23 protein-coding genes are annotated in these 26,227 nt (G+C 72.9%); 6 read left to right on the forward strand and 17 right to left on the reverse strand.

Annotation, left to right across the window (positions count from 1 at the left end; translation table 11 throughout):
• Positions 1-51 precede the first annotated feature (51 nt).
• From AOK15_RS30495 to AOK15_RS30550, 12 genes are all read right to left on the reverse strand, one after another.
• Positions 52-1,470: a dihydroorotase gene (locus tag AOK15_RS30495; protein WP_055521565.1), complete on the reverse strand. Its 1,419-nt coding sequence runs from the start codon at positions 1,468-1,470 to the stop codon at positions 52-54.
• An 84-nt stretch (positions 1,471-1,554) separates the two neighbouring features.
• Positions 1,555-2,721: an acyl-CoA dehydrogenase family protein gene (locus tag AOK15_RS30500; protein WP_079058804.1), complete on the reverse strand. Its 1,167-nt coding sequence runs from the start codon at positions 2,719-2,721 to the stop codon at positions 1,555-1,557.
• Positions 2,700-3,749, reverse strand: a complete 1,050-nt coding sequence (locus AOK15_RS30505; protein WP_055521566.1) for a PrpF domain-containing protein — start codon at positions 3,747-3,749, stop codon at positions 2,700-2,702. The genes AOK15_RS30500 and AOK15_RS30505 overlap by 22 nt, the downstream gene beginning before the upstream one ends.
• On the reverse strand, positions 3,746-5,560 hold the full coding sequence (gene asnB, locus AOK15_RS30510; protein WP_055521567.1) for an asparagine synthase (glutamine-hydrolyzing): 1,815 nt from the start codon (positions 5,558-5,560) through the stop codon (positions 3,746-3,748). Before asnB ends, AOK15_RS30505 begins: the two co-directional genes overlap by 4 nt.
• A 9-nt stretch (positions 5,561-5,569) precedes the next feature.
• A complete protein-coding gene (locus tag AOK15_RS30515) occupies positions 5,570-6,364 on the reverse strand; it encodes a cupin domain-containing protein (RefSeq protein ID WP_055521568.1) in 795 nt (264 codons plus the stop codon).
• The gene (locus AOK15_RS30520) at positions 6,300-7,196 is read right to left on the reverse strand and encodes an EamA family transporter (RefSeq protein ID WP_055521585.1); all 897 of its coding nucleotides are present in this window, start codon (positions 7,194-7,196) and stop codon (positions 6,300-6,302) included. Before AOK15_RS30520 ends, AOK15_RS30515 begins: the two co-directional genes overlap by 65 nt.
• 767 nt (positions 7,197-7,963) lie before the next feature.
• Entirely contained in the window at positions 7,964-8,227 is a 264-nt protein-coding gene (locus AOK15_RS30525) for an acyl carrier protein (RefSeq protein WP_055521569.1), read from the reverse strand.
• An 83-nt stretch (positions 8,228-8,310) separates the two neighbouring features.
• Complete coding sequence (locus AOK15_RS30530) at positions 8,311-9,573, reverse strand: ketosynthase chain-length factor (protein ID WP_055521570.1); 1,263 nt, start codon at positions 9,571-9,573, stop codon at positions 8,311-8,313.
• Positions 9,570-10,841 (reverse strand): beta-ketoacyl-[acyl-carrier-protein] synthase family protein, encoded by a 1,272-nt coding sequence (locus tag AOK15_RS30535; protein WP_055521571.1) that lies wholly within the window; start codon positions 10,839-10,841, stop codon positions 9,570-9,572. The genes AOK15_RS30530 and AOK15_RS30535 overlap by 4 nt, the downstream gene beginning before the upstream one ends.
• Positions 10,838-11,626: a thioesterase II family protein gene (locus tag AOK15_RS30540; protein WP_063799072.1), complete on the reverse strand. Its 789-nt coding sequence runs from the start codon at positions 11,624-11,626 to the stop codon at positions 10,838-10,840. Before AOK15_RS30540 ends, AOK15_RS30535 begins: the two co-directional genes overlap by 4 nt.
• Entirely contained in the window at positions 11,623-12,612 is a 990-nt protein-coding gene (gene rfbB / locus AOK15_RS30545; protein WP_055521572.1) for a dTDP-glucose 4,6-dehydratase, read from the reverse strand. The genes AOK15_RS30540 and rfbB overlap by 4 nt, the downstream gene beginning before the upstream one ends.
• A complete protein-coding gene (locus AOK15_RS30550) occupies positions 12,609-13,766 on the reverse strand; it encodes a DegT/DnrJ/EryC1/StrS family aminotransferase (protein WP_055521573.1) in 1,158 nt (385 codons plus the stop codon). The genes rfbB and AOK15_RS30550 overlap by 4 nt, the downstream gene beginning before the upstream one ends.
• A 185-nt stretch (positions 13,767-13,951) precedes the next feature.
• On the opposite strand from AOK15_RS30550, the gene AOK15_RS30555 reads away from it, so the two are divergent.
• The 6 genes from AOK15_RS30555 (at position 13,952) to AOK15_RS30580 (ending at position 20,519) form a co-directional block, all read left to right on the forward strand.
• On the forward strand, positions 13,952-14,737 hold the full coding sequence (locus AOK15_RS30555) for a 3-oxoacyl-ACP reductase (protein WP_055521574.1): 786 nt from the start codon (positions 13,952-13,954) through the stop codon (positions 14,735-14,737).
• A gap of 25 nt (positions 14,738-14,762) precedes the next feature.
• Entirely contained in the window at positions 14,763-15,713 is a 951-nt protein-coding gene (locus AOK15_RS30560) for an aromatase/cyclase (RefSeq protein WP_055521586.1), read from the forward strand.
• Positions 15,710-16,570, forward strand: coding sequence for an oxidoreductase (locus AOK15_RS30565; protein ID WP_055521575.1), 861 nt, complete (start codon positions 15,710-15,712; stop codon positions 16,568-16,570). The genes AOK15_RS30560 and AOK15_RS30565 overlap by 4 nt, the downstream gene beginning before the upstream one ends.
• Positions 16,571-16,827: 257 nt before the next feature.
• Positions 16,828-17,457 (forward strand): hypothetical protein, encoded by a 630-nt coding sequence (locus tag AOK15_RS30570; protein WP_157870419.1) that lies wholly within the window; start codon positions 16,828-16,830, stop codon positions 17,455-17,457.
• Entirely contained in the window at positions 17,451-18,890 is a 1,440-nt protein-coding gene (locus AOK15_RS30575; protein WP_055521577.1) for a multicopper oxidase family protein, read from the forward strand. Before AOK15_RS30570 ends, AOK15_RS30575 begins: the two co-directional genes overlap by 7 nt.
• A 174-nt stretch (positions 18,891-19,064) precedes the next feature.
• Positions 19,065-20,519, forward strand: coding sequence for an MDR family MFS transporter (locus tag AOK15_RS30580; RefSeq protein WP_063799073.1), 1,455 nt, complete (start codon positions 19,065-19,067; stop codon positions 20,517-20,519).
• A 127-nt stretch (positions 20,520-20,646) separates the two neighbouring features.
• Here AOK15_RS30580 and rfbA read toward each other — a convergent pair whose 3' ends face one another.
• The 5 genes from rfbA to AOK15_RS30605 form a co-directional block, all read right to left on the reverse strand.
• Entirely contained in the window at positions 20,647-21,600 is a 954-nt protein-coding gene (gene rfbA, locus AOK15_RS30585) for a glucose-1-phosphate thymidylyltransferase RfbA (protein WP_055521579.1), read from the reverse strand.
• Between the two features lie 195 nt (positions 21,601-21,795).
• On the reverse strand, positions 21,796-22,713 hold the full coding sequence (locus AOK15_RS30590) for an NADP-dependent oxidoreductase (RefSeq protein WP_205632263.1): 918 nt from the start codon (positions 22,711-22,713) through the stop codon (positions 21,796-21,798).
• Positions 22,710-23,711: an aromatase/cyclase gene (locus tag AOK15_RS30595; RefSeq protein ID WP_079058805.1), complete on the reverse strand. Its 1,002-nt coding sequence runs from the start codon at positions 23,709-23,711 to the stop codon at positions 22,710-22,712. The genes AOK15_RS30590 and AOK15_RS30595 overlap by 4 nt, the downstream gene beginning before the upstream one ends.
• 25 nt (positions 23,712-23,736) lie before the next feature.
• Positions 23,737-24,792, reverse strand: a complete 1,056-nt coding sequence (locus AOK15_RS30600; RefSeq protein ID WP_055521582.1) for a hypothetical protein — start codon at positions 24,790-24,792, stop codon at positions 23,737-23,739.
• A 112-nt stretch (positions 24,793-24,904) separates the two neighbouring features.
• Positions 24,905-26,062 (reverse strand): nucleotide disphospho-sugar-binding domain-containing protein, encoded by a 1,158-nt coding sequence (locus AOK15_RS30605; RefSeq protein WP_055521583.1) that lies wholly within the window; start codon positions 26,060-26,062, stop codon positions 24,905-24,907.
• Between the last annotated feature and the right edge of the window lie 165 nt (positions 26,063-26,227).

Genomic DNA, 26,227 nt, shown 5'->3' on the forward strand with positions numbered 1-26,227 from the left:
GACCGCAGGGGGGAGGGGCCGGCGGCCCCTCCCCCCTGCGGTCCGTGCGGATCAGGCGCTGGTCTCGCGCTGCGCGGTGAACCCGCCGGGTACCGCCGGTTCGGCGTCGAGCCAGATACCGGACGCGGTGCCGAAGCGCGGCTGCTCCGGGTCCCGGCCGTCCCAGATGGTCTCGCCGCGGCGGACGGTGACGTCGGGGCGGCCGGTGAAGGTCCAGCCCTCGTACGCCGACCAGCCGACCTTGGCGTAGGTGTGCTTCGCGGCCATGATCCAGGTGACGTCCGGGTCGAACAGCGTGAAGTCGGCGTCGAGACCGACCGCGATCCGGCCCTTGCGGCCACCCAGCCCGAACAGGTCGGCCGGCCCCTCGGCGGTGAGCCGGGCGACGTGCCGCATGGCCTCGTCGGTGGACATGCCCGGGTAGCGGCGCCGCATCCCCGTGTACAGGGCGATGATCAGCTCCTGCACACCGGGCAGCCCGGGCGGGGCGTCCGCGACGGCCAGCAGCTTCTCCTCGACGGTGTGCGGGGCGTGGTCGCTGCCGAGGCTGGCGACACTGCCCTCCATCACCGCGTCCCACAGCCGCCCCTTGTCCTTCTCGCAGCGGATCGCGGGACGCAACCGGATCCGGGCGCCCAGGCGTTGCGTGTCGGGCGCGGAGAAGGACAGGTGGTGCGTGGTCACCTCGTAGGTGATCGGCAGGCCCGCCTTCGCGGCGGCCTTCAGCAGGTCCGACTCCTCGGAGGAGGAGACGTGCAGGATGTGCGCGGCGGTGCCGTGCTTGCGCACCAGTTCGATGACGCGGGATGAGGCGACGATGCCGCCCGTGCGCGGGTGCGCCGACTCGTACGCGTCGTAGCCGGTCGGCGGGGCCTGGGTCTCGTCCAGCAGCGAGAAGACACTGTCGTCCTCCGCGTGCAGGACCAGCCGGATCCCTCGCTCGGCGGCGACCTGGAAGATCCGGTCGAGGACGACCGGGTCGCGGATGATGTTGGGCGCGGTGTGGTGGCCGGTCATGAAGACCTTCACCGAGGTCGCCTGGCGGGGCTGGAGACGGCGGAGGTTCTCCACGCTGTCGACGGTGACGCCCATGTGGAAGCGGAAGTCGACCAGGGAGTCACCGGAGACGGTGGACGCCTTCTCCGCGGCCAACTCCGGTTCGATCAGCGGCGGCTGGGTGTTGGGCATGTCGATGACGGTGGTGACACCGCCGGCGGCCGCCGCCCGGCTGCCGTGCGCCCAGTCCTCCTTGTGGGTGAGGCCCGGCGTACGGAAGTGGACGTGCGGGTCGATGCCGCCGGGCAGCAGATAACGGCCGCCGGCGTCGATGGTCTCCTTGGCGGGCGGCTGTTCGCCGTCCGTGAGGATCGCCGATATTCGCTCACCGGAGACGGCGAGGCCTCCGGACGTGACCCCGTCAGGGGTGACTACGCGCGCGTTGGTGACGACGAGGTCGTAGGACTGCGTCACAGGTCCTCCGAGTCGATGGATGGGCAGGACGGTGGATGAGGTGGTGCCGCGGCGGCCGCGGGTCGGGCTGATGTCAGGCCGCGGTCAGGCGGCGGTCCAGGGGGCGCTGACCAGTTCGCGGGCCAGGTCGTTCGTCGGGCCCATCAGCCCGACCGCGCGGGCGTCGCGGGCCAGCTTGTTCAGCGGGTGGTCGTGCAGATAGCCGGCGCTCCCGAGGAGCCGCAGCGCCTCCTGCACGACCTCCTCCGAGATCCGGGAGCCGAGGATCTTGCTGTAGAGGGTGGTGTTGCCCGGTTCCGCCGAGTCCCGGCGGGCCGACGCGTCGACCAGGGCACGGGCGGCCTCCACCTTCGCGGCGAGGTCCACCAGCCGGTGGCGCACCGCCTGCTGGTTCGCGAGACCGCGGCGCCGCGCGTGGGCGAACGCCGTCCGGTACGCGGCGGCGGCGATCCCCGCCGAGACGGCGCCAAGGGTGGCACCGGACTCCCGCACCCCGGCGATGATCCGGACCGCCGCGCCCACCGGGCCGAGCACCGCCGAGTCGTCGGCCGCGCAGGCCGTCAGTTCGACGAAACCGGTCGCGGAGGAGCGCATGCCGACCAGGTCCATGCCGGTGTTGGCGAACAGGCCCGGATTGCCCGCCTCGATGAGGAAGAACGTCTGGCCGTCGCTGCCGTAGGTGCTGGCGACGCCGTCGGTCGGCGCCGACGTCTGGGCGAGCACCAGGTACACGTCGGCCAGGCCCGCTCCCGTGGTGAACGCCTTGGCGCCCTCCAGCAGCCAGCCGCCGCCCTCGGTGCGCCGCGCCTTGGTGGCGAGGTTGCGCTTGTCGGCGCCCGAACCGGACTCGCTCCACGCGGAGGCCGCGATCCACTCGCCGCTCGCCAGCCGCGGCAGGTAGCGCTCGCGCTGGGCCTCGCTGCCCCACTCGCTGATCCGGGAGCTGACGGCGTAGTGCTGGAACAGGATGATCGCGACCGACGGGTCCGCGGCGGCCGTCAGCTCGATCAGCCGGTTGGTGAGCAGGGAGTCGCCCCCCTGGCCGCCGTACTCGACGGCGACGGCCGCGCCGAGGATCCCCGAGGCGCGCAGGGCGGCGAAGACCTCCTGCGGCAGTTCGGCGGCCGCGTCCGCGCTCTGCGCGTGCCCCTGCAGGACCTCGGTGAGGCTCGCGTAGCGCTCGGCGAGTTCGGCGCGGGTCGCGGCCCCGGCGCCCGCCTGGGTGAGGGTCAGACCGCCAGCGGGAGCCATGCCGTTTCCTCCTTGTAGTCGTAGTTCTTGAGCGAGGCGATGCACGCCGGCTCGTCGAGTTCGGCGAGTTTGCGGCTGACGCTGACCCAGTGCAGCGTGTCGGCGCCGTCGCCCCGCCCGGCCACCGACGCCGCGGCGGCGGTGCTGCCGCCCGGGGTGTCGATCTCGATGACACCGCGCGCCAGTCCGGCCCGGCGGGCCAGCCGCTCGGGGACGGTGCCGGGGATGCTGGAGGCCGCGGCCAGGCAGGTGGTCCCGGTCAGCGCGATGCTGGGGTGCCACTTGGGCACGGAGATCGCCCGCACGGCGAGCCGGCCCTCCGTGTACTGGCCGACGGCCGCGATCTTCGGGAAGACCCCGTCGGCGGGCCACTTGAGCAGCTCGCAGGCGGCCCTGCGGATCTCCAGCATCCGCTCGTACATGGCGTCGCCCGCCCCGAACAGCTCCTCCACGCTGTTCAGGCCCAGCTCCTCGGCGTCCACGAACACATACGGGTTGCCCATGGAGACCAGGGACGCCTCCTGCACACCGGTACCGGTGATCAGCTGGTCCACCGGGCTGCTCGTCAGCAGCAGCTCGTCGAGGCGGGCCCCGGCGTCCTGGAGGAAGTGCACGGTGAAGCTGCCGCTGCGGCGGCGCGCCTCGTCCACCTCGCACACCACGTGGTCGCCGTTGTTGATGACCCTGACCCGGACCCGGCCGCCGGGGGCGAGCCGGGGCAGCCACGCCTGGCCGTCGGCGGCGACCACCGAGGCGAGGATGGAGTGCCCGCAGCTGCCCTTGAAGTCGAACCGGTCGACGCCGCCGGTCAGCCCCTGCACGAACCGGTAGTCCAGGTCGAACATGGGGTGCGCGGACGGCTCGACGAGCGCGAACTTGAGGATGTCACCGCGGCCGTTGGCCTCCAGCCACTCCCGGATACGGGTGAGCACCGGCGTGAGCCGCTCCTCGTCCCGCGGCAGTTGGCGGTGGTCCAGCACCAGGGTGGGGGTCGGGGCCCCCACGGCCCGTGCGATGTACCCGATCACACCGTCACCCCCGGGACGCTCCCGGCGACGGTGCCGGCGGGCGAGCAGAACTGGTCCAGCCACAGTTCGTGGACCATCAGCGACCAGATGGCCAGCGAGGCCCGGTCGTCGGGGGACTCCGCCTGGACGCGGAACAACTCCTCGACCTTGCGCGGGTTCAGCTTGCCGCCGCGGCGCAGCCGGTCCTCGGCCAGCAGGTCGCGGGCGTGGTCGTACAGCGCCTGGCCGGGCTGGAGCATGGCCGTGATGGGCAGGGTGAACGGCTGCTTCGGACGGTTCAGGACCGACTCCGGCAGCAGACCGTCGGCGGCCGCGTAGAGGACCTTCTTGCGGCGGGTGCCGTCGATCTTGAGGTCGGCCTTGAGGGAGCGGGCGTAGCGCACGACGCTCGGCTGGCAGAACGGCAGTCGCACCTCGACCGAGGCCGACATCGACAGGTGGTCGACGCGGCGCAGGTGGTAGGCGGGCAGCCGCTCGCCGATCTCGAACTCGGTGAGCGTGGTCATCCGGTCGGCGGTGGAGGCGCGCAGCCGCTCGGTGATCTCCTCGGCGGCGGAGCCGGCCGCGGTGACGAAGCCGAGGTACTCCGAGGAGTACAGGCTCTCCCGGAGGTTCCTCGGGACGGCGGCGAGGGCCTCCACGTAGTCCGGCACCCAGTCCGTGCCGAAGGGGGCGTCCATGGCCTTCTTCAGCCGGTCGTAGCCGCCGAACAGCTCGTCGGCCGCGTCACCCGTGATGGCGACCTTGAAGCCGGCCTCGCGGACGGCGTCGAACAGGGCGTACGTGGACAGGGTGATGGGGTCGGCGTTGGGCTGCCCGAGGTGCCAGACGACGTCGGCCAGCAGCGACGGGAACGTCGCCGGGTCGATCTCCACCTGGTGGTGGGTCGTGCCGGCCCGCTCGGCGACCTCGCGGGCGAACGCCCGCTCGTCGGACGGCCAGGTGCCGGTGTACGCGATGTTGAAGGAGTGCAGGTCGCGCACCTTCTCCGCGGCCAGCACCGTGACAAGGCTGGAGTCCAGGCCGCCGCTGGTGATCGCGGAGACGGGGACGTCGGCCTCGGTGAGCCGGTGCACCTCGGTGCGCAGCAGCGACCGCACGTGCTCGGCGGCCTCCCGCTCGGCGCAGTGCGGGGCGCGGGCACCGGTGGTGGGGCGGATGGTGACGTGCATGCCGCCGGCGCGGGTGACCCGGACGGTCGCGGCCGGCGGGAGCACCTTGACGCCCTCGAACATGGTCTGCTCGCCGAACGGCGTCTTCGTCGCCAGGTAGGCGTCGAGGCCGGCCTCCGCGGGGGTGGCCCCCACGTTGCGGAAGGACAGCAGGGCGGGCAGCTCGGACGCGAAGTACAGGTGCCGCCGGGCCGCGTCCCAGTGGTAGTACAGCGGCTTCATGCCGACCTCGTCGGTGGCGAGGTACAGCGTCGGCTCACCGCGCAGGTCGACGACGGCCACCGAGTACATGCCGTCGAGGTATTCCGGGAAGGCCGCCCCGTACTCCGCGTACAGGGCCGGGATGACGGAGCCGTCGCAGGTGTCCCGGAAGGTGTGGCCGCGGGCGGAGAGCTTCTGCCGCAGCTCGTCGTGGTTGTAGATCTCGCCGTTGAAGACGACGACGATGTCCTCGCCGAGGGTGTACGGCTGGTCGCCCCCGTCGAGATCCATGATCGCGAGCCGGTTGTTGCCCAGTGCCCAGCCGGCGCCGTACGCGTGGGTCTGCGCGTCGGGGCCGCCGTGCCGCTGGGCCGCCGCAACGGACCGCAGCTCGTGAGGGGTGGCCAGGGCGTCGAAGTGGCCGAATATTCTGCACATGTCTGAAGATCACCGGACCTTTGTCGAGACACCGGCGCGCTGATAGAGCACCGGATCGAACGGAGTGGGGCCACCGCACGTGGCGAAGCGGGGAGCGGCGGGGTCTTCGTCGGGGTGCCGGGTGCCGTGCGGCACACCGGGGGGCGCGTAGAGCACGTCGCCGGGCTCGGCGTCGTACCACTGGCCGTCGAGGTGGAGCTGGCCCTTGCCCTCGAAGGCGATGAACGCCTCCTCGCTCTCGGGGTGGACGTGGACGTTGAAGTACTCGCCGGGCTGCATGAAGCCGCAGTGGAGACACAGCTGCGGGGAGCCGGTGCCCGGCCAGAAGAGGAAGTTCATGGTGGCGGTCCGGGCGGAGGACTCCGCCTGGCCGGTGCCGGTGAAGCCCTTCAGCTGGGTCTCCTCGTTCCACAGCCGGGAGAAACGGCGGGGCTCGGTGCCGGGGGCGCGGTCCGGGCGCAGCGTGGTGTTCCACACGTAGGCCGTGAGGTCCATGCCGGCGTCGGCGCTCAGCTCGTACAGGTCGCCGGTCGGCGTGTACACCGTGTCGGCGCGGTTGACGCGCCTGCGGGCGGCGCCGGAGGCGGCGGAGCCGGAGCCCGCGAAGACGACCACGACGTTCTCCTCGTGCGCCGAGGACTGCGGCCGCCACACGGCACCGCTGGGCACCCGGACCACGTCGAGCCGCACGATCCGCGCCCCGAGGTGCGGACCGACCGCTGTGGCGACCCGGCAGCCGTCAAGCTGACGGAACTCCAGTTCGCCGGACCTGATGACGGCGCCCTGGACGGTTGCGGTGCTCATGGCTTTCCTTTCGCTGGGGTCGTGCGGGACGGAGGGAGGGGAGCTGGGCGAGGACGATCCCGGCCAGGACGGCGGCGGCCCCGGCGAGCTGCGGCGGGGTGAAGCCCTGACCGAGCACCACCAGGCCGAGCAGCGCGGCGACGACCGGGCTGAGCAGGCCCAGGAGGGACACGGCCACGGCGGGCAGCCGCTCCACACCGCGGAACCACACGGTGTAGGCGAACACCGCACCCACCAGGCACAGATAGCCGTAGGCCGTTAGATTCACGGTCGTGACCCGCTGGGGGAGCCCCTCGAACAGCAGGGTGAGGGGCAGCAGGAACAGTCCGCCCAGGGCGAGTTGCCAGCCGGTGAAGGCCACCAGCCCGGCCGGGCGGCCCCACCGCTTGGTGAGCACGATGCCGAGGGCCATGCAGCCGGCGCAGCCCAGCGCGGCGGCCACCCCGACCGGGTCGAGGGCGGTGGCGGAGGCGCCCACCAGCAGCGCGACGCCCGCCGTGCCGAGCAGACAGGCCGCCAGGTCCCGGCCGCGGGCCCGCTCGCCGAGCAACGGCACGGCGAGGCCGAGGACCAGCATCGGCTGGAGGGAGCCGATCAGCGCGGCGATGCCGCCGGGCAGGCGGTACGCCGCCACGAAGAGCAGCGCGAAGAACGCGCCGATGTTGAGCACGCCGAGCACGGCGGCCCGCCCGATCCACCCGCCCCTAGGCAGGCTGCGCGTGATCAGGACCAGCAGCAGCCCGGACGGCAGGGCGCGGACCGTGGCGGCGAGCAACGGGCGGTTCTCCGGCAGGAACTCGGTGGTGACGAGGTAGGTGCTGCCCCACACCATGGGCGCGAGCGCGGCCGTCACGGCGTCCGTCGCACGGGGTCTCACCGGCCACCGCCGGGTGGTGCGGGCCGGGCGGCGGCCCGGTGTTCGAGGGCGGCAAAGACCGCCTTCGTCGCGGACATGTGGCCCCTCCTCTCATCAGGGGTGGTAGCTGCTTGCCACACAGTGCGCACGACGCCGAGTTAGCTCGATCGTGTGATCGTCCGCTTGTGGGCTTGTGGGCTTGTGGGCTTGTGGGCTTGTGGTGTGCTGGGCTGATCGGGCTAACGTGGTCGTGCGACCTGGGACACCGGGTACGGCGTCAGCGTGCGGGGCCCCTTCTCCACCGGAGGATGGTTCAGGGCCTCCCCGTCGCCTCTGGCCGTACCTATAGGCCAGGTCGCGCAGGGAGCCGGCCTCCCGGGCCCGGACCACGCACGGGATGCGTGTCGCCGCCCCGGGGTTGAGAACGCCGGGGACCTGGGGGTACCTCCCACGCCCTTGAGGCCGCGGGGGAGCGCCCAAGACCGTTCGGGGCGTGCGGCTGAGCGGGCTCACTCATGCTCAGTCCACAGGAACGGTGGGTCTGTGCCGAGCCTCTCCGGTTGCGGTCCCGTGTCCGTCCCGGTGTGATTCCTTCCGGTTCCCGTTGATAGTTCAAGGGATCTGCTGGTTTGCGGTGAAAACGCACGTCGGGCCCGTGCCCGGCGCTCGGCCGGGACACGGGCCCGAAAAGGGTGCGGATGGGGAGGAACGGAGGTACGGCTGCCTGGGGCGCCGCCCGTGGATCAGGCGGCGGCCTTGACGGAGATGGCCTCGTTGACCAGCTCCAGGTACTGGCGGGGCGTCTCGGCGTCCGTGACGGCGTCCTCGTCGAGGGTCACGTCGTAGTCGCGCTCGATGCGGCCCGTGGTCTGCAGGACGGCCAGCGAGTCGTAGCCGAGGACCTCGAACGGGACGTCCAGCACATCGCCGTCGAGGTTCACCGCCTCGGCCTCACCGGCGCACTCGCGCAGCAGGTCGGTCAGTTCGGTGATGGTGAGTGCGGGCATGGGGATCTTCCTCTCGATCTCTTGTGGTTCCAGGGGTGTGCGAAGGACAGAAGGACAACAGGGGAGTGAGGCGTACGGGCCGGTCAGCCGGCGGCGCGGACCACCATTGCCGCGTTGAAGCCACCCCGGCCGCGGGCCAGCACCAGCGCCGTGCGCAGGGCGGCGGGGCGGGCCTCACCGGTGACGAGGTCCACGGGGCAGTCGGCGGCGGGCTCGGCCACGTTGACGGTCGGCGGGATCACCTGGTCCCGCAGCGCCAGCAGCGCCGCCGCCAGGTCCAGCGAGGCACCGCCCGCCGCCAGCCGCCCCGTCATGGTCTTCGGGGCGGTGACCGGCACGCCCCGAGGGCCGAACAGCGCGGCGAGCGCGTCCGCCTCCGCCCGGTCGGCGTCCCGGCGGCCGGCCGCGTCCGCGAACACCACGTCCACGTCGGCGGCGGCCAGCCCGGCGTCGGCCAGGGCCAGTTCGGCGGCCGCGCCCAGCCGCGGGGCGCCCTTGCCGCGCGGCGGGTCGAAGGTCGCCGCGTACCCGGCGACCGTGCCGTACCCGCGCACACCGCGCGCGCGGGCCGCGACCGCGTCCTCCAGGACCAGCAGCGCGCCGCCCTCACCGGCGACATGGCCCGAGGCGTCGGCGGAGAACGGCAGATACGCGCGGGCCGCGTCCTCGACGGTGCTCAGCTCGCCGCCGGCCAGGTGCGCCGCCCACCCCCACGGGCACAGCGAGGAGTCCACGCCGCCGGTGAGCAGCACCGGGACGCCCTTGCGGAGCTGCCTGCGGGCCTGCGCGACCGCGTCGAGGCCGCCGGCCTGTTCGGTGACCAGCACTCCGCTGGGCCCGCGCAGCCCGTGCCGGATGGAGATCTGGCCGGTGTTGACGGCGTAGAACCAGGCGAACGACTGGTAGGCGCTGACATGGTGGCCGCCCTTGCTCCACAGCGCCTCCAGTTCCCGCTGGCCGAACTCGAAGCCGCCCGCCGAGGCGGCGGTGACGACCCCCGCGGAGAAGTCGGGCAGCTCCGAGGCGTCGATACCGGCGTCGGAGAGGGCCTCCGCGGCGGCGGCGAGCGCCAGCCGCGTCATGTGGTCGGTCTGCGGGAGCAGCCGGCTGGAGACGTGCTCCGCCGGGTCGAAGCCGGGTACCTCACCGGCGAGCTTCGCCGGGTACTCGCCGGCGTCGAAGCGGGTGACGGGCCGGATGCCGCTCTCGCCGCGCAGGGTCGCGGCCCACCAGGCCTCGGTGCCCAGGCCGTTGGGCGCGGTCACACCGAGGCCGGTGACCAGGGGCGTGCCCGGGGAGGGGCCGTCCGTGGCGGCGGCGGAGCGGTCGAGGGTCTGGGTGGTCATGCTGCCTCTCCCGTGCGCGGGCGGGTCAGGATCATCGCGCTCTGGAAGCCGCCGAAGCCGCTGCCCACGCTGAGCACCGTGTCGGTGCGCTGCTCGCGGGCGGTCAGCGGGGTGTAGTCCAGGTCGCAGGCGGGGTCGGGGGTGTGCAGGTTGGCGGTGGGCGGCACGGTGTCGTGCTCGATCGCCAGCGCGCTGGCGGCGACCTCCAGGGAGCCGATCGCCCCCAGGGAGTGCCCGACCATCGACTTGATGGAGCTGACCGGCACCTCGTAGGCGTGGCTGCCGAGGCTGCGCTTGAACGCCGCCGTCTCGTGGCGGTCGTTCTGCTTGGTGCCGGAACCGTGCGCGTTGATGTAGTCGACGGCCGTGGGGTCGAGGCGGGCCTCGTCGAGGGCCACCCGGATCGCCTCGGCCATCTCGGTGCCGTCCTTCGTCAGACCGGTCATGTGGTACGCGTTGCAGCGGGTGGCGAAGCCCGCGATCTCGGCGTAGACGTGCGCGCCGCGCCGGCGGGCGGCCTCGAACTCCTCCAGGATCAGCACCGCCGACCCCTCGCCGAGCACGAAGCCGTTGCGGGAGGCGTCGAACGGGCGGGAGGCGGTCTCCGGCTCGTCGTTGCGGGGCGAGGTGGCCTTGATGGCGTCGAAGCAGGCCACCGTGATCGGGGAGATCGGCGCCTCCGTGGCACCGGCGACCATCACGTCGGCGCTGCCCTCGCGGATCAGCTCGACGGCGTGCCCGATGGAGTCCAGGCCCGAGGTGCAGCCGGTGGACACCATGGAGACGGGGCCCTGCGCGCCGGTCCGCCAGGCGACCTCGGCCGCCATGGAGCTGGGCACGAAGTAGTCGAACAGATGCGGTACGGCGAGGGTGTGGTCGACCTGCCAGGTGGAGCCGCCCCGGCTGACGGTGTTGTACTCGCGGTCCAGGCCCATCGTGCAGCCGACGGCACTGCCCAGCGTCACGCCCGTGCGCAGCGGGTCGAGGCTCTCGGGGGAGAGGCCGCTGTCGCGCAGGGCCTCGTCGGCGCTGACGAGGGCGAACTGGGCGGCGCGGTCGAGGCGTTCGGCCTCCTCGGGGGTGAAGCCGTGCAGCAGCGGGTCGAAGTCGGCCTCGGCGGCGATCCGGGACCGGAACGAGGAGGCGTCGAACAGGGTGATGCCGCGGGTCGCGGTCCGGCCGGCGGTCAGCAGCGACCAGAACTCCTTGGTGCCCACGCCGCCCGGGGCGACCACCCCGATACCGGTGATGACGACACGTCGGTTCATTTGTTGTCCTTCACGGGAGAGTCCTCCAGCTGGGGTGCGGTCCAGACGGTCGGGTGGGTACGGGCGGCCCCGGCGGACTCCGCCGTCCCGGTCCGGCGCTGCACGACCCGGCACGCCCGGTCCAGCAGCCGGGGCAGCGCAGGACCGCGCAGGAAGAAGTGGTCGCCGGGGAGGGTGCGTTCGACGAACGGGCCGGTGGTCCAGTCCCGCCAGCCGGCCATCACCTCACGCCCCGCGAGTGGGTCGAGGTCGCCGGAGACGGCGAGCAGCGGCACCGAGAGCGGGCCGTCGGCGGCCTCCCGCAGGGACTGCGCGAGCCGCAGGTCGTCGCGGATCACCTTCAGGGCCGAGCGCTGCCACACCCCGCCGCGCGGGGTGTCGGGCGGTACGGCGCCGGCCTCCCGCAGCGTCTCCATCAGCCGGCAGTCCGGCAGGTCGGCGGCCTGGACGAGCCGCACCCGGGCGTCCGGCGGCGGGCAGGCGCCCACGACCACCAGGGCGGGGGCCGGGCGTCCGGCCTGTTCCAGGGCGCGGGCCACCGAGTAGGCGATCATGCCGCCGAGGCTGTGCCCGTACAGGACGTAGGGGATGCTGGGCACGGGTTTGTGGTGGCGCAGCAGGTCGGCGAAGAGGGCGCGGCGGCCGGTGACGCGGGTCTCGCGGCGGCGGGCGTCCCGGCCGGGCAGGAGCACCGGCACGGCCTCCACCTTGGGGCCGAACTGTTCGGGCCAGCGGGCGAACGCGGAGGTGCCCGCGCCGGCGTGGGGGAAGCAGTACAGCCTCATGCCGCACCGCCCTGGGACGCGGCGTCGGCCTGCGGCTTCCACCAGTCGGGGCGGTCCCGGTACCAGGCGACGACCTCGCGCAGCCCCTCGTCGAGGGTGTGGCGGGGCGCGTAGCCGAGCTCGGCGCGGATCTTGCGGTCGTCGATGGCGTACCGCAGGTCGTGGCCCTTGCGGTCCTCGACGTGACGGACGGACGACAGGTCCGCGCCGCACAGGTCGAGCAGCCGCTCGGTCATCTCCCGGTTGGTCAGCGCGGTGGCCCCGCCGATGTTGTAGATCTCCCCGGCCCGCCCGCCGGTGAGGACCAGCTGGACGGCCCGGCAGTGGTCGTCGACGTGCAGCCACTCGCGGATGTTGGAGCCGTCGCCGTAGAGGGGGACGGTCATGCCGCGCAGCAGCCGGGTCACGAAGTTCGGGATGAGCTTCTCGACGTGCTGGTGGGTGCCGTAGTTGTTGGTGCAGCGGGTGACGCGGACGTCGAGGCCGTGGGTGCGGTGGTAGGAGCGGGCCAGCAGGTCGGCGGCGGCCTTCGACGCCGAGTACGGGGAGTTCGGCAGCAGTGGCTCCTCCTCGGTCCACGCGCCGCTGTCGATGGAGCCGTACACCTCGTCGGTGGACACCTGCACCACCGGTCCGACGCCGAGCCGCAGACAGGCGTCCAGCAGGCTCTGGGTGCCGAGCACGTTGGTGGTGACGAAGGCGGCGGCGCCGGCCACCGACCGGTCGACGTGCGACTCGGCGGCGAAGTGCACCACCGCGTCGTGCCCCGGCAGCAGATGGTCCAGCAGCTCGGTGTTGAGGATGTCGCCGCGCACGAAGTCCAGCCGGGGGTGGTCCATCGGCAGGTTGGCGGTGTTGCCGGCGTAGGACAGCTTGTCGAGGACGGTGACGTGGGCGTCCTCGAAGCCTTCGTAGCCGCCGGCCAGCAGGGTGCGCACGTAGTGGGAGCCGATGAAGCCGGCGCCGCCGGTGACGAGGACCCTCATGCCGTCACCTCCGCGGTGCGCCCGGCGACGGACTTGCGCAGCGCCGCGACCACGGTGAGCACGTCGGCGTCGGACAGGCCCGGGTGCAGCGGCAGGCACAGGGTGCGGTCGGCCGCCCAGTCGGAGCCCGGCAGCCCGAAGTCGGGCGCGCCGTGCGCGTACGCAGGCACCTTGTGCAGTGGCGCGTAGCGGAAGGTGGTGTAGATGTCGGCGGCCAGCAGGTCGCCCGCCACGGCGTCGCGGATCCGCGAGTCCATCTGCACCCAGTAGAAGTAGTACGTCGACTCGTGGCCCTCGGGCAGCGGCGGGGGCAGCAACAGCCCGTCGGTGTCGGCGAGTTCACGGTCGTACAGGGTGACGATCTCCCGGCGGCGGCCGACCAGCTCGGGCAGTCGGCGCAGCTGTACGGCGCCGATGGCCGCGGTCATGTCGTTGCCGATGACCCGCCGGCCCGGCTCGGGGACGTCTAGCTCCCACCAGCGGGCCGACACCTTGGCGTAGCCGAAGCCGCTGGGCTGGACCAGCCCGTGGTAGGCCAGGCGCCGCACCCGGGCGGCCCGTTCGGCGTCCTTGGCGTAGATCATGCCGCCGTCGCCGGTGATGAGGACCTTCATGGCGTCGAAGCTCCACATGGCGAGGTCGCCGAAGGTGCCCACGGCCCGGCCGTCCACCCGGGAGGCCACCGAGCAGGCGGCGTCCTCGACCAGGGTGACGCCCCGCTCCCGGCACAGCTCCGCGATCCGCGCGACCTCGCCCGGGTAGCCGCCGTAGTGCAGCACGACCACCGCGCGGGTGCGGTCGGTCAGGGCGCGTTCGACGTCCTCGGCGGTGGGGTTGAGGGTGCGGGCGTCGACGTCGCAGAAGACCGGTGTCGCCCCGGTGGTCAGGATCGCGTTGGCCGCCGCGACGAAGCTGAGCGAGGGCAGCACAACCTCGTCGCCCTGCGCCAGGTCCAGCGACTCCAGCGCCAGGAACAGTCCGGCCGTACCGGAGTTGAGGAAGACGACGTGCTCGGCGTCCACCCCGAGGTGCGCGGCGAAGGCCGCCTCGAAGGCCTTGGTGCGGGGGCCGTGCCCGAGCCACCTGTCCTCGAACACATCGGCGATCGCGTTCAGTTCCTCAGCGCCCACCTGGGGCTGGAAGAGATTGATCATAGCCGCCTCTCAGGTCCTCGTGTCGGGGCCGACTCTGATCGGATCCGCTCGACACGGGATCGAGCCGTGATGGTCGGCGCGATGGCGGACGGGCCGCCGCCGGCGGTCCCGAGAGGTGTTCGAGCGCCGCTCCAGCACCGGACGCGAACCTCCTGCCGCCAGGACCGGACTATCCAGGAGAGCTCATGTCGGAACAGGAGCGACGGGTCGCCGTCGTCACGGGTGCGACCAGCGGTATCGGCCTCGCGGTGACCCGGCTGCTGGCGCAGCAGGGCCACCGGGTGTTCCTCTGCGCGCGCGGCGAGGACGCCGTGCGTGACACGGTCAAGGAACTCGGCGAGGAGGGCCTGGAGGTGGACGGCGTCGCCTGCGACGTGCGCTCCGCCGACGACGTCAAGGCGTTCGTGCGGGCCGCGGTGGACCGCTTCGGCACCGTCGACGTACTGGTGAACAACGCGGGCCGCAGCGGGGGCGGGGTGACCGCCGACCTCACCGACGAGCTGTGGGACGACGTCATCGACACCAACCTCAACAGCGTCTTCCGGATGACCCGCGAGGTCCTCACCACCGGCGGCATGCGCCACAAGGACCGCGGCCGGATCATCAACATCGCCTCCACCGCCGGCAAACAGGGCGTGGTGCTCGGCGCCCCCTACTCGGCGTCCAAGCACGGCGTCGTCGGCTTCACCAAGGCCCTCGGCAACGAGCTGGCCCCGACCGGTATCACCGTCAACGCCGTGTGCCCCGGCTATGTCGAGACGCCCATGGCGCAGCGCGTCCGGCAGGGCTACGCCGACGCGTACGACACCACCGAGGACAAGATCCTGGAGAAGTTCCAGGCCAAGATCCCGCTCGGCCGCTACTCCACCCCCGAGGAGGTCGCCGGCCTCGTCGGCTACCTGGCCTCCGACACCGCCGCCTCCATCACCTCGCAGGCCCTGAACGTCTGCGGCGGCCTCGGCAACTTCTGACCGGACCGACGAAAGGGACATGGACATGACGACCCGTGAGGTCGAGCACGAGATCACCGTCGCCGCCCCGGCCGCCGAGCTGTACCGGCTGATCGCCGAGGTGGAGAACTGGCCCCGGATCTTCCCGCCGTCCGTCTACGTCGACCACGTCGAGAAGGGCGAGCGCCAGGAGCGCATCCGGATCTGGGCCACCGCCAACGGCGAGCCGAAGAACTGGACGTCGCGCCGCGTCCTGCACCCGGAGGAGCTGCGCATCGAGTTCCGCCAGGAGGTTCCCGCCCCGCCGGTGGCCGCGATGGGCGGCACCTGGATCATCGAACCGCTCGGCGACGCCGAGTCCCGGGTGCGGCTCCTGCACGACTACTCCGCGATCGACGACGACCCCGAGCGGCTCGCCTGGATCGACGCGGCCGTGGACCGCAACAGCCGCGCCGAGCTGGCCTCCCTGAAGACCAACGCCGAACTCGCCGTGCGGGCCGTCGGACTGACCCTCTCCTTCGAGGACAGCGTCCGCATCGAAGGCTCCGCCAAGGACGTCTACGACTTCATCAACGAGGCCGACCGCTGGCGCGAGCGCCTCCCGCACGTCGCCGAGGTCTCCCTGCGCGAGGACACCCCGGGCCTTCAGGTGCTGCGCATGGACACCCTCACCAAGGACGGCTCCCGGCACACCACCGAGTCGATCCGCGTCTGCTTCCCGCACCACCGCATCGCCTACAAGCAGACCACGCTGCCCGCGCTGATGACCCTGCACACCGGCTACTGGCAGCTCGACGAGGACGAGGACGGCGTCACCACCGCCACCTCCCAGCACACCGTCGTCCTCAACGCCGACAACATCACCAAGATCCTCGGCGCGGACGCCGGGGTGCCCGAGGCCCGCGAGTTCATCCGCGGCGCCCTCGGCTCCAACAGCCGCGCCACGCTGGGCCACGCCAAGGAGTACGCCGAGAAGCGCAGGGCGGCCGCGCGATGAGCGGGCACACACCGCGCACCTGGCTGGTCACCGGCGCCTCCCGCGGGCTCGGCCGGGCCATCACCGAGGTCGCGCTGGAGGCGGGCGACACAGTCGTCGCCACCGCCCGCAAGCCCGAGACCCTCGACGACCTGGTCGAGCGGTACGGCGACCGGGTCGTCCCGCTCGCCCTCGACGTCACCGACCGCGCCGCCGTCCTCGCCACCGTCGCCGAGGCCGCCGAGCGGGCGGGCCGGATCGACGTCCTGCTCAACAACGCGGGCTACGGCCTCGCCGGGGGCGTCGAGGAGGTCGGTGAACGGCAGGTCCGGGACCAGTTCGACGTCAACTTCTTCGGCGCGCTGTGGGTCACCCAGGCGGTGCTGCCGGTGATGCGCCGGCAAGGGGCGGGCCATATTCTCCAGATGTCCAGCATCGCCGGGGTCACGACCTACCCGAACCTCGGCATGTACTGCGCCGGCAAGTGGGCCCTGGAGGCCATGAGCGAGACCCTGGCTCTGGAGGTCGCGGGCTTCGGCATCCGCGTCACGATCGTCGAGCCCGGCGAGTTCCGCACCGAGTGGAGCGCCGGCAGCATGGTCCGCGCGACGCCCATGCCCGAGTACGACGAGGTGCTCGCGGGGCGGCGGCACGGACTGTCCGGGGCGTACGCCCACCTCCAGCCCGGCGACCCGCGCAAGGCGGGCGAGGCCCTGCTGAAGCTGCTCGACGCGGAGCGGCCGCCGCTGAGGCTCCTGCTCGGCAACAGCGCCGCCGACCTCGCCCCCCGCGTGCTGCGCGAACGCCTCGCGGAGTGGGAGGAGTGGGACGCGCTGGCCCGCACGACGGATCACGACGGAACGGACGCCCGACCGTGACCCCGACCGCGCGCCCGGCGACGAGCCGAGCCCCGAGCCCGGCCGCCCCCGGCCCACCGGGCGGGCCGCCCGCCGGGGCGGGGGCCTTGCCGGACGCCTCGCGGGCGGTGGCTGTGTCCGGTGCCGCGTCGGCCGTGGCTGCTCGTAGCGCGGTCCGGCCCGGTGGGCCGGGTGCGGGGCCGCGGGCTGCTTCTGGCGGCACGTGGGGTGCCCGGTCCGCCGGGGCGCGGGCGGTTTCGCCGGGCGCCTCTGGGGCGGTGGCTGTGTCCGGTGTCGCCTCGGATGTCGACGCTCGCGGCGCGGTCCGGCCCGGTGGGCCGGGGCGGTTCGTTCGCGGCGTCGCCCTGTGGGCCCGGCGGATCGCCTGGCGCGCGGTCCTGTCCCTGCGTCCGCTCGCGCTGGGCGTCTGCGCCTTCGCGCAGGCCGCCGCCGTCGCCTGGATCGCTTACGGGCGGACGCGTCCGCCCGCCCCGCAGCCCGGCGACCACGCCTGGTGGCACGGCGGCGGCCCATCCGCCGGAGGGGACGCGAGCGGGCCCGTGCTGTACCTCGCGCTCGCCACGGCCGCCCTGTACCTGCTGCTGCCCCTGTTCGCCCTCGCCGCGCACACCGTGCGGCACCTGGGCGGCGGGGCGTGGACCTTCGCCGTCGTCAGCGGCGTGGTGAGCGCGGCCGTCGCCGTGCCCGTGACCGCGCTCGCGATCGCCCTGACCCCCGGCGCGCCCGCCGAGTCGTGGGCCGCGGCGGGCGACCACGCCCTGACCGCGCTGCGCATCTGCGCCCCGGCCGGTCTGCTGCTCGCCGTCGCCGTCGGGGTGCCGTCGGGCGCACGGCACCGCGCGGACCGTCCGCCGAGACTCGTGGAGAAGAGAACCCGATCATGCTGAACCGACGCCATCTGCTCAAGGCCGCCGTCGTGGGCGGTGCCGCCGCGCTGTTCCCCTGGGAGGGGCTGAGCGGCAGCGGATCCGCCGCCGCGGCCGGCGACCTCGCCGAGACGGTGCCCTTCGCGCACGCCCTGCCGGTGCCGAAGACCCTCGCCCCCCTCAGCCGCGGCGCCACCACCGACGTGTACGAGATGCGGATGCGGGAGGCCGACGTCGAGATCGTCAAGGGGCTGACCTCCCGGGTCCGCACCTTCGACGGCACGTTCCCCGGCCCCACCATCAAGGCGTGCCACGGGCGCGCGGTGGAGGTGCGCCAGTACAACGACCTGACCGTGAACGCCGCCGTCCACCTGCACGGCGGCGAGGTCCGCTCCGAGCACGACGGCCTCCCCATGGACGTCATCGCGCCCGGCGGCAACCGGACGTACCACTACCCGAACAAGCAGCGTGCGGCCTCCCTCTGGTACCACGACCACGCCCACCACCTGGAGGCGGAGAACGTCTACAAGGGCCTGCACGGGCTCTACCTGATCAGCGACGCCGAGGAGAAGAAGCTGCCGCTGCCCCGCGGCGCCTACGACGTGCCGCTGGTCATCCGCGACGCCCGCGTGGAGAGCGACGGCACCCTGCGCTACACCCGCCCCTCCGACTGCCCGCACATGCTGGTCAACGGCAAGGAGCGGCCGTACTTCAAGGTCGCGGCCCGCAAGTACCGGCTGCGCCTCTACAACGCCTGCGCCAACCGCTACATCAGGCTGCGGCTCGCCGACGGCACGCCGTTCACCCAGATCGCCTCCGACGGCGGTCTGCTGGAACACCCGGTGCAGCGCGACGAGTTGCTGATGCTGGGCGGCGAACGCGTCGAGGTCGTCGTCGACTTCTCCCGCTACGCCGTGGGCCAGTCGGTGGTGCTGGAGAACACCGGCGCCCTGCCCACCGAGCGCCCCGAGGTGCTCCGCTTCGACATCGACCGCAGGAGCACCGACAACAGCCAGGTCCCGGCGCGGCTCTCCACGCTGCCGCCGGTGCCGCGGGGCACGGTGGAACGGGACTTCGAGCTGCGCACGTTCCCCGCGATGACCATCAACGGCGTCAGCTACGACCCGGACCGGGTCGACGTGGCGACCACCGTCGGCAGCAGCGAGATCTGGACGATCCGCAACGTGGAGGCGCCGCCGGCCGCGCCGCCGGACTTCCACCTGTACCACAGCTTCCACACGCACCTGACGTACTTCCGGGTCCTCGAACGCAACGGCAAACCGGCCGGCGTCCAGGACTCGGGGCTCAAGGACACCGTGTGCCTCGGCCCCGGCGAGACCGTGAAGATCGCCATGACCTGGGGCCCCTACACCGGCCAGTACCTCTACCACTGCCACCAGCTCGGCCACTCCTCCGGCGGCCAGATGGGACGCATCGACATCAACCCGGCCTGAACGACGGCCGCATGGCTTCACGACAGCGCTGCCGGACCGTCCGCACCGACGGCCCGGCAGCGCTGCCGTACCCGTCCGGAGCCGCCGGGCGGCCCCCGCGGGACGGTGCGGGGGGTGGCCGGATCTCGAGCCGGATTCGAGGGGGCCGGGATCAGTGGCTCTTAGGTTGCCCTCATGCAGACTTCGCCCCCCGAACGGTTGGACCGCAAGCTCCTCGTCCTCGCGGGCACCCTCCTCATCGGTGCCATCGCGTCCCTCCTGGACTCGACCATCGTCAGTGTCGCCCTGAACGACATCGGTGAGGAACTGGACGCCTCCGAGACCGCGCTGTCCTGGGTCAACACGTCCTATCTGCTGACCCTGGCCCTGGTCACCCCGCTCGTCGGCTGGGCCGTGGACCGCTTCGGCGACAAGCGGATGTGGATGTTCGCCCTCGTGGTGTTCCTGGGCGGCTCGGTGCTGTGCGGGCTCGCCTGGTCGGTGGAGAGCCTGATCGCCTTCCGCGTGGTCAAGGGCATCGGCGGCGGCATGGTGCTGCCGATGGTGCAGGCGATCCTCGCGGAGGCGGCCGGGCCGAAGCGCTTCGGCCGGGTGATGAGCCTGGTCGGCATCCCCGGGCAACTCGCCCCCATCATGGGCCCGGTGGCCGGCGGTCTGATCATCGACGCGGCGGGCTGGCGGTGGATCTTCTTCGTCAACGTGCCCGTCATCCTGCTCGCCCTCGCCCTCGCCTGGAAGGTGCTGCCCTCCTCGGGCGAACGGCGCGGCACCCGCGTCGACCGCGTCGGCATGCTGCTCCTGCCGCCCGGCATGGTCGCCCTCGTCTACGGCTTCTCCCGGGTCCGGGACGTGTCCCAGCTGACCGACCCGTTCACCCTCGGTGTGCTGCTGGCCGGCCTCGCCCTGGTCGCCGGGTTCTGTGTGCACTCCGCGCGGTCCGCGGACCCCCTGCTCGACGTACGGCTGTTCCGCTCACGCGTGTTCTCCACGTCCTCGGCGCTGATCCTGCTGCACGGCGTGGCCATCTACGGCACCCTCTTCGTGCTGCCGCTGTACTACACGCGGGTGCTCGGCCACGACAGCTCCACCACGGGCTGGCTGCTCGCCCCGCAGGGCCTCGGCATGCTGATCGGCATCTCGCTGGCCGGCGCGCTCACCGACCGGTACGACCCGCGCACCCTCATCCTCGGCAGCACCGTGGTCGCCGCCCTCGGCACCGTCGCCTTCACCCAGCTCGCCGAGCACCCCGGCGACCTGCTGCTCGGCCTGTCCCTGTGCGTGCGGGGCCTCGGCCTGGGTGTCATCGGCGTCGCGGTCATCACCACGGCCTACCGCGACGTGCCCGCCGACCGCATCGCGCGGGGCACCGTACTCATCGCGGTCGGGCAGCGGGTCGGCGCGTCCTTCGGCACGGCCGTCGTCGCCCTGCTGCTGTCCGTCGGCCTCAGCGCCGCGCCCGGCGAGGCGGGGGCGGGGGACGCCGCGGCGTACGGCGACACGTTCTGGTGGGTGCTCGGCCTGGTCGCGCTGATGCTGCTGCCGGCGCTCCTCATGCCGCGCAAGCCGAGGGAGCCGGAGACCGGCGTGGAGCGGGAGGAGGGGCAGCCGGCGGAGTCGGGACACCACTGACGTCACCGTGGCGGCCGACGGCACCCGCGCGTTACGCGCCAGCGCGGGAACCTAGGCCCCACGCACCCATGAAGGGACCGCCCGGTCGTCCCGTGGACGACCGGGCGGTCCCTCTCCCGCGCTCCCGTCACGCCACCCGCCGGATGCCCCGCGGGTCCGCCGTGATGCCCGCGGTGATGCCCGCCGGGGCGCCGACCGCCGTGCCGTCGGCGAGCGCGGCCCGGGCGACCGCCATCACGTACTCCCCGTACCCGGACTTGCCCAGCTCCTCGCCCAGCCGGTGGCACTGGTCCGCGTCGATGAACCCCATCCGCAGCGCCACCTCCTCCACGCACGCGATCCTGAGGCCCTGGCGCCGCTCCAGCGTCTGCACGTACAGGGACGCGTCGAGGAGCGAGTCGTGCGTGCCGGTGTCCAGCCACGCGAAGCCGCGCCCCAGGTCCACCAGACGCGCCTGACCACGGCCCAGGTACTCCTTGTTGACGTCCGTGATCTCCAACTCGCCGCGCGCCGACGGCTTCAGGTTCCGGGCGATGCGGACCACGTCGTTGTCGTAGAAGTACAGCCCTGTGATGGCCCGGTTGGACCTCGGCCGCTTCGGCTTCTCCTCGACCGACAGCAGACGGCCCTCCGCGTCGGCCTCGCCCACGCCGTACCGCTCCGGGTCGCGCACCGGGTAGCCGAACAGCAACGCGCCCTCCCGGTGCGGGAGATGGCTGCGCAGCACCTGGGAGAAGCCGGGGCCGTGGAAGACGTTGTCGCCGAGGACCAGCGCGACGGGGCCGTCGCCGATGTGGTCCGCCCCGATGACGAACGCCTCGGCCAGGCCCCGCGGTTCGGGCTGCTCGGCGTACGACAGGCGCAGACCGAGCCGGCTGCCGTCGCCGAGGACCCGGCGGAACTGCGGCAGGTCCTTCGGCGCGGAGATGACGAGGATGTCCCGGATGCCGGCCAGCATCAGCACCGACAGCGGGTAGTAGACCATGGGCTTGTCGTAGACCGGGAGCAGCTGCTTGGAGACCCCGAGGGTGATGGGGTGGAGCCGGGTGCCGTTCCCGCCGGCGAGGATGATTCCCTTCACGTCCTGCTCACCTCTGTAGTCGGCTTGTCGTCGTCGGCTCGTGCCGTCGTCGTGACGAGCGTGCGCCCACCCGTTCGAAGCCCCGGTCGTGGACACCTCGAAGGCCGCGGGCCCTCGACGCCGGAAGGGGCGAGCCCCGGCAGGGCTCGCCCCTTCGTGGGACCGGTGCCTGTGGCGGCCCGGTCCTTCGCCCGCTCAGTCGACGGTCAGCACGACCTTGCCCCGGCCGTGCCCGCTCTCCACGTCCCGGTGCGCCTCGGCGGCGTGGGCCAGCGGGTGGGTGGCGCGCAGATGGATCGTCACCTTGCCCTCGGTGTACAGGTCCACCAGCTCCGCGAGCCGCTCGGCCGACCGGGCACCGGCCACGTCCCGCAGGCCCAGGCGCTCGGCCTCCTCCGTGGCGATCATCGTGACCACCCGGTCGCGGTTCTTCGCCACCGCCACCGACGCCCGCAGCGCCTCGGGGCCGGCCGCGTCGACGGCCGCGTCCACACCGTCGGGCGCGATGGCCCGCACCCGCTCCTCCAGCCCCTCGCCGTAGGTGACCGGCACGGCGCCCAGGGCCCGCAGATGGTCGTGGTTGCGTTCGCTCGCCGTACCGATGACGGTGCCCGCGCCCCAGGCCAGGGCCAGCTGCACGGCGAACGTGCCGAAACCGCCGGCGGCCGCGTTGATGAGCACCGTGTCACCCGGCTCCACGCCCACGGTCGACAGGGCCATGTGCGCGCCCTGCCCGTTGCCCGGGAAACCGGCCGCGATCTCCCACGGCATGTCCGCCGGCTTGCGGACGATCTGGTCGGCCGGCACGGTCAGGTACTCGGCGTAGGCACCGAGCACGCTGTAACCGAGCACCTCGTCACCCGGCGCGAACGCCGTCACGCCCTCGCCCGCCTGGTCGACGACCCCGGCGAACTCGTTGCCGAGGACCATCGGGAACTCACGCTTGATGAACGGCGGGGTCCACCCGCCGCGCACCCGCACGTCGAACGGCAGCACCCCGGCCGCCCTCACCCGCACCCGGACCTCCCCGGGCCCGGCCTGCGGTTCCTTCAGCGTCGTCTCTTCCAGCACCTCGGGGGGCCCGAACGAGGACAACGTCGCCGCTCGCATCATGCGTCCTTTCCACTGCGCTCGCCTTGATCGTGCTGCCGTTTGTACTCGACGCGCTCCTTCACGGCGTCCAGAATCAGCCGCACCTTGGAACTCAGCTCGGCCCGCACGAACTCACGCGCCGTCTCCAGCCCGGTGCCCTCCCCGAGGACGGCCGCGATGCCGGACTCCCTGATCACCACGGTCTGCACCGACGTCACCGTCGTCGAACCGTCCGGGCCGGCCCCGATCCGCCAGCGCACATGGTGCGAACTGCCCAGCGGCGGCAGCAGCAACTGCTTGTACGCGATCCCGTGGTGCGGCAGCCCCACGCGGGCGGTGCGCGTGGTGAACCGGCCGCCGTGCCGCTCCAGCGTCTCCAACTCCAGGACATGCGCTCCGGGCCCGCTCCCGCGCACATCGGCCCGGACCACGTGCGCCATCACCGAGGGCCACCCGGCCGCGTCGAAGAGCAGGTCGTAGACCTCCTCGGGCGGCCCGTCGATCTCCACCGCGTCCTCGACCGTCATCAGCAGCTCAGGGAAGCGGCAGGTGATCTCGGCGGCCGTCTGCACCGCGGCCAGCTCGCTGTGGGCGATCTCCTCGGTGGTGCGCCGCACCGCCTCCGCGGCCCGCGGGTCGTCGTCCTTCAGCCGGTACGCGTGCTCCAGCCGCACCACGCAGCGGTCGTCCCCGGCCGCCTCCACGGACCAGGTGCGGCACAGCGACTCCAGCGGTGGCTCCACGCGCTCCGGCCGGAACTCGACGCGCAGCGCGTCCTCGTCGGTACGGCGCAGCGCCACCCAGTGCTCGACGCGCACGCCGGCCGGTTCACCCGCCCCGGACAGCGCCCACATGCCGACCCGCTCGTACCCGTCCACGGAACCGAGCCGCTCCAGGTGCACGAAGGGCGGGAAGATCCGCGGCCAGGCGTCGAGATCCGCCAGCAGCCGGTAGACGTCGCCGGCCGCCGCCCGCACCGTGACCTCGTGCCGTTCGCACACCGCTTGTGGCGATGCCATGTGCTCCTCCTCGCGTCGGGGCCGCTCAGCCGCTCCAGCGGGCCGCGCGGACCACGCCCTGATCGGTGGTCAGATAGCCGACGGTGACGCCCTCGTTGTTCAGCAGATACGCCTCGCTCGGCCCCGACACGGCCGCGCCGATGTCGGTGACCTGGCCGCCGGGCGACCAGCGCACCGCGTGGAACACCCCGCCAGGCGTGTACGAGAACCCGACCGCGACACCGGCGTCGTTGATGCCGTACACCGCCGAACCCGTGTCACCGGGCAGCGGGTTCAGCGGGACCGCCGTGCCCGAGCGCGCCCACTTGACCGCGTGGAAGGGGCCGTCGTACCCCTTGCCCGCCCGGTAGGAGTTGCCCACCATGGCCCCGCGGTTGTTGATCCAGCTGGCCTGGCTGGAGTCGTCACCGGGCAGGATGCCGCCGAGGGACACCGTGGTGCCGTCGGCGTTCCAGCGCACCGCGTGCTGCTTGCCGTCCGAGGTGCCGGAGAAGCCGACGGCCGCCCCGCTGTCGTTGATCTTCGCGGCGGCGCTGGACACGTCGCCCGGCAGCGGCGGCAGATGCGTGGCCCTGCCGTCCACGTCCCAGCGCTGCGCCTTGTACACCAGCTCCGGTGTGGCCGAGAAGCCCACGGCGACCCCGCGCGTGTTCACGCCGTAGGCCCTGCTCCGGGTCGAGCCGGGCAGCCCCGCCAGCTGCGCGGTGCGGCCGTCGGGGGTCCAGCGCACCGCGTGCTCGGCCTTGTCGGCGCCGACCGAGCGTCCCACGACCACACCGGCGCGGTTGATGTTGTACGCCGTGCCGGACACGTCGCCCGGCAGTGTCCCCAGGTCGGATATCAGCCCGTCGGCGCTCCAGCGGACCGGGCGGGTGACGCCGTCGGCGTTGGCCGAGGAGCCGACGACGGTCCCCGCGTCGTTCACGGCGTACGCCAGGCTGGTCGTGCCGCCGGGCAGTGTGCCCAGGTCGGTGACGGTCGTCCTCGCTCCCGCCGGGAACGCGGTCGCGGCCGTCAGGGCGGCGGTGCCCAGGGCGACACCAAGGCCGCGCGCGGCCAGGGGCGACAGTTGGGTTCTCACGTGCTTGCCTGCCTTCCTCTTTCAGATACGGCCGATGCTCTCGGCGCCCGCTCCACCGCCGGTCGAGTCCGGGTCGTGGCGCGGTCGAGGCCCGCGGCCGGACGTCGGGGGTTCAGAGCCGGCTGCCCGCCAGCTCGACGAGACGGGTCACCATCCGGTCGGGGCCGGGCTCCAGGGCCAGTTCCTCGGCCAGCGCGGCGGCGTTCTTGCGGACCGGCCCGTCCTCCACCAGGGCGCGCAGCACGGACCCGTCGACCTGCTCCGGCTGCCGGTCGAAACCGATGCCCTCGCTCTCGATGATCGAGGCGTTGATCCAGTTGTCGGCCCCGTACGGCATGGCCAGTTGGGGCACGCCGGCCTGCGCGGCGGCGAGCATGGTGCCGCAGCCGCCGTGGTGGACGACACCGTCGAGGGTCGGCATCAGCGCGCTCAGCGGGGTCCAGCCGACCGGCCGGACGTTCTCCGGGAGGGTGCCCAGCGGCGCCAGGTCGACGTGGTCGCCGAGCGCGAGGACCAACTCGACGTCCAGGCCCGCCGAGGCGTCCAGCACGCTGCGCAGGCTGCCCGAACCGGCCACGCCCGGCACGATGGTGCCGAGCGTCACCACGATCCGTGCCCGTTCCTTCGGCGCCGCCAGCCAGTCCGGCAGCACACCGCCGCCCTGGAACGGCATCGACCGCATCGACCAGCCCTCGCCCTCGCCGCGCATCAGCTTCTGCGACGTGAAGTACACGGGCTGCACGAACGGCAGCTCCACCGGCACCCCGAGCCGCTCGAAGGTCGGAGCGAGGTGGGGGAGCATCCGGGACGGCAGGTCGCCCTCGCGCAGGAAGCTGAAGCCGTTCTCCACCGCCGGGACGCCGAGGTCGCGGGCGGCGAGCAGCGCGGTGCCCTGGAGCTGCGAGTACACGATCAGGTCGGGGCGCCAGCTGCGGGCGAACTCCAGCGTCCCGTCGGCCATCATGTCGTTGATCAGGCCGAACTTCTCCAGGATGATCTCGGGCGTCCGCTCCGACCTGGTGATCTCCGCGCCGCGTTCCCGCATCATCCGGACCCGCTCCTCGGGCGTGCCCTTCTTCGGGAACACCGAGGTGAAGTCGGCGTCCGGGGCGACGTCCCGCACGGTCAGGCCCGCCCGGGCCGCGGCGTCGACGGAGACGCCCGCGGTCGCCACGGCCACGTCGTGGCCGGCCGTACGGAACGCCCAGGCCAGGCCCAGTGCCGGATACAGGTGGTCGAGGCCGGGGGAGACGTTGAACAGCACGCGCATGGCGGTTACCTCGTTTCCGTGGACATCGGGTCTGCGGTGGACCCCGCTGCCGTGACCGTGCCGGGGGTGGCTCAACCCGTGCTCGAGAGACGGCTCCGACACTCGCCGCCACACACGCCACCGCCCCACGAAAGGCCCCACCGATGCCCACGGACCCCCTCGCGA

Source organism: Streptomyces ossamyceticus, from assembly GCF_001418475.1.
Lineage (GTDB): Bacteria > Actinomycetota > Actinomycetes > Streptomycetales > Streptomycetaceae > Streptomyces > Streptomyces ossamyceticus.

Excerpts from the sequence above, each read along its gene's own strand:
- AOK15_RS30500 (WP_079058804.1), bottom strand. The coding sequence starts at position 2,721 with ATGGCTCCCGCTGGCGGTCTGACCCTCACCCAGGCGGGCGCCGGGGCC.
- AOK15_RS30535 (WP_055521571.1), bottom strand. The coding sequence starts at position 10,841 with ATGAACCGACGTGTCGTCATCACCGGTATCGGGGTGGTCGCCCCGGGC.
- AOK15_RS30595 (WP_079058805.1), bottom strand. The coding sequence starts at position 23,711 with ATGGCATCGCCACAAGCGGTGTGCGAACGGCACGAGGTCACGGTGCGG.
- AOK15_RS30525 (WP_055521569.1), bottom strand. The coding sequence starts at position 8,227 with ATGCCCGCACTCACCATCACCGAACTGACCGACCTGCTGCGCGAGTGC.
- AOK15_RS30605 (WP_055521583.1), bottom strand. The coding sequence starts at position 26,062 with ATGCGCGTGCTGTTCAACGTCTCCCCCGGCCTCGACCACCTGTATCCG.
- AOK15_RS30550 (WP_055521573.1), bottom strand. The coding sequence starts at position 13,766 with ATGATCAATCTCTTCCAGCCCCAGGTGGGCGCTGAGGAACTGAACGCG.
- AOK15_RS30540 (WP_063799072.1), bottom strand. The coding sequence starts at position 11,626 with ATGAGGCTGTACTGCTTCCCCCACGCCGGCGCGGGCACCTCCGCGTTC.
- AOK15_RS30555 (WP_055521574.1), top strand. The coding sequence starts at position 13,952 with ATGTCGGAACAGGAGCGACGGGTCGCCGTCGTCACGGGTGCGACCAGC.
- AOK15_RS30575 (WP_055521577.1), top strand. The coding sequence starts at position 17,451 with ATGCTGAACCGACGCCATCTGCTCAAGGCCGCCGTCGTGGGCGGTGCC.
- AOK15_RS30580 (WP_063799073.1), top strand. The coding sequence starts at position 19,065 with ATGCAGACTTCGCCCCCCGAACGGTTGGACCGCAAGCTCCTCGTCCTC.
- AOK15_RS30530 (WP_055521570.1), bottom strand. The coding sequence starts at position 9,573 with ATGACCACCCAGACCCTCGACCGCTCCGCCGCCGCCACGGACGGCCCC.
- AOK15_RS30560 (WP_055521586.1), top strand. The coding sequence starts at position 14,763 with ATGACGACCCGTGAGGTCGAGCACGAGATCACCGTCGCCGCCCCGGCC.
- AOK15_RS30565 (WP_055521575.1), top strand. The coding sequence starts at position 15,710 with ATGAGCGGGCACACACCGCGCACCTGGCTGGTCACCGGCGCCTCCCGC.
- AOK15_RS30520 (WP_055521585.1), bottom strand. The coding sequence starts at position 7,196 with ATGGTGTGGGGCAGCACCTACCTCGTCACCACCGAGTTCCTGCCGGAG.
- rfbB (WP_055521572.1), bottom strand. The coding sequence starts at position 12,612 with ATGAGGGTCCTCGTCACCGGCGGCGCCGGCTTCATCGGCTCCCACTAC.
- asnB (WP_055521567.1), bottom strand. The coding sequence starts at position 5,560 with ATGTGCAGAATATTCGGCCACTTCGACGCCCTGGCCACCCCTCACGAG.
- AOK15_RS30590 (WP_205632263.1), bottom strand. The coding sequence starts at position 22,713 with ATGATGCGAGCGGCGACGTTGTCCTCGTTCGGGCCCCCCGAGGTGCTG.
- AOK15_RS30515 (WP_055521568.1), bottom strand. The coding sequence starts at position 6,364 with ATGAGCACCGCAACCGTCCAGGGCGCCGTCATCAGGTCCGGCGAACTG.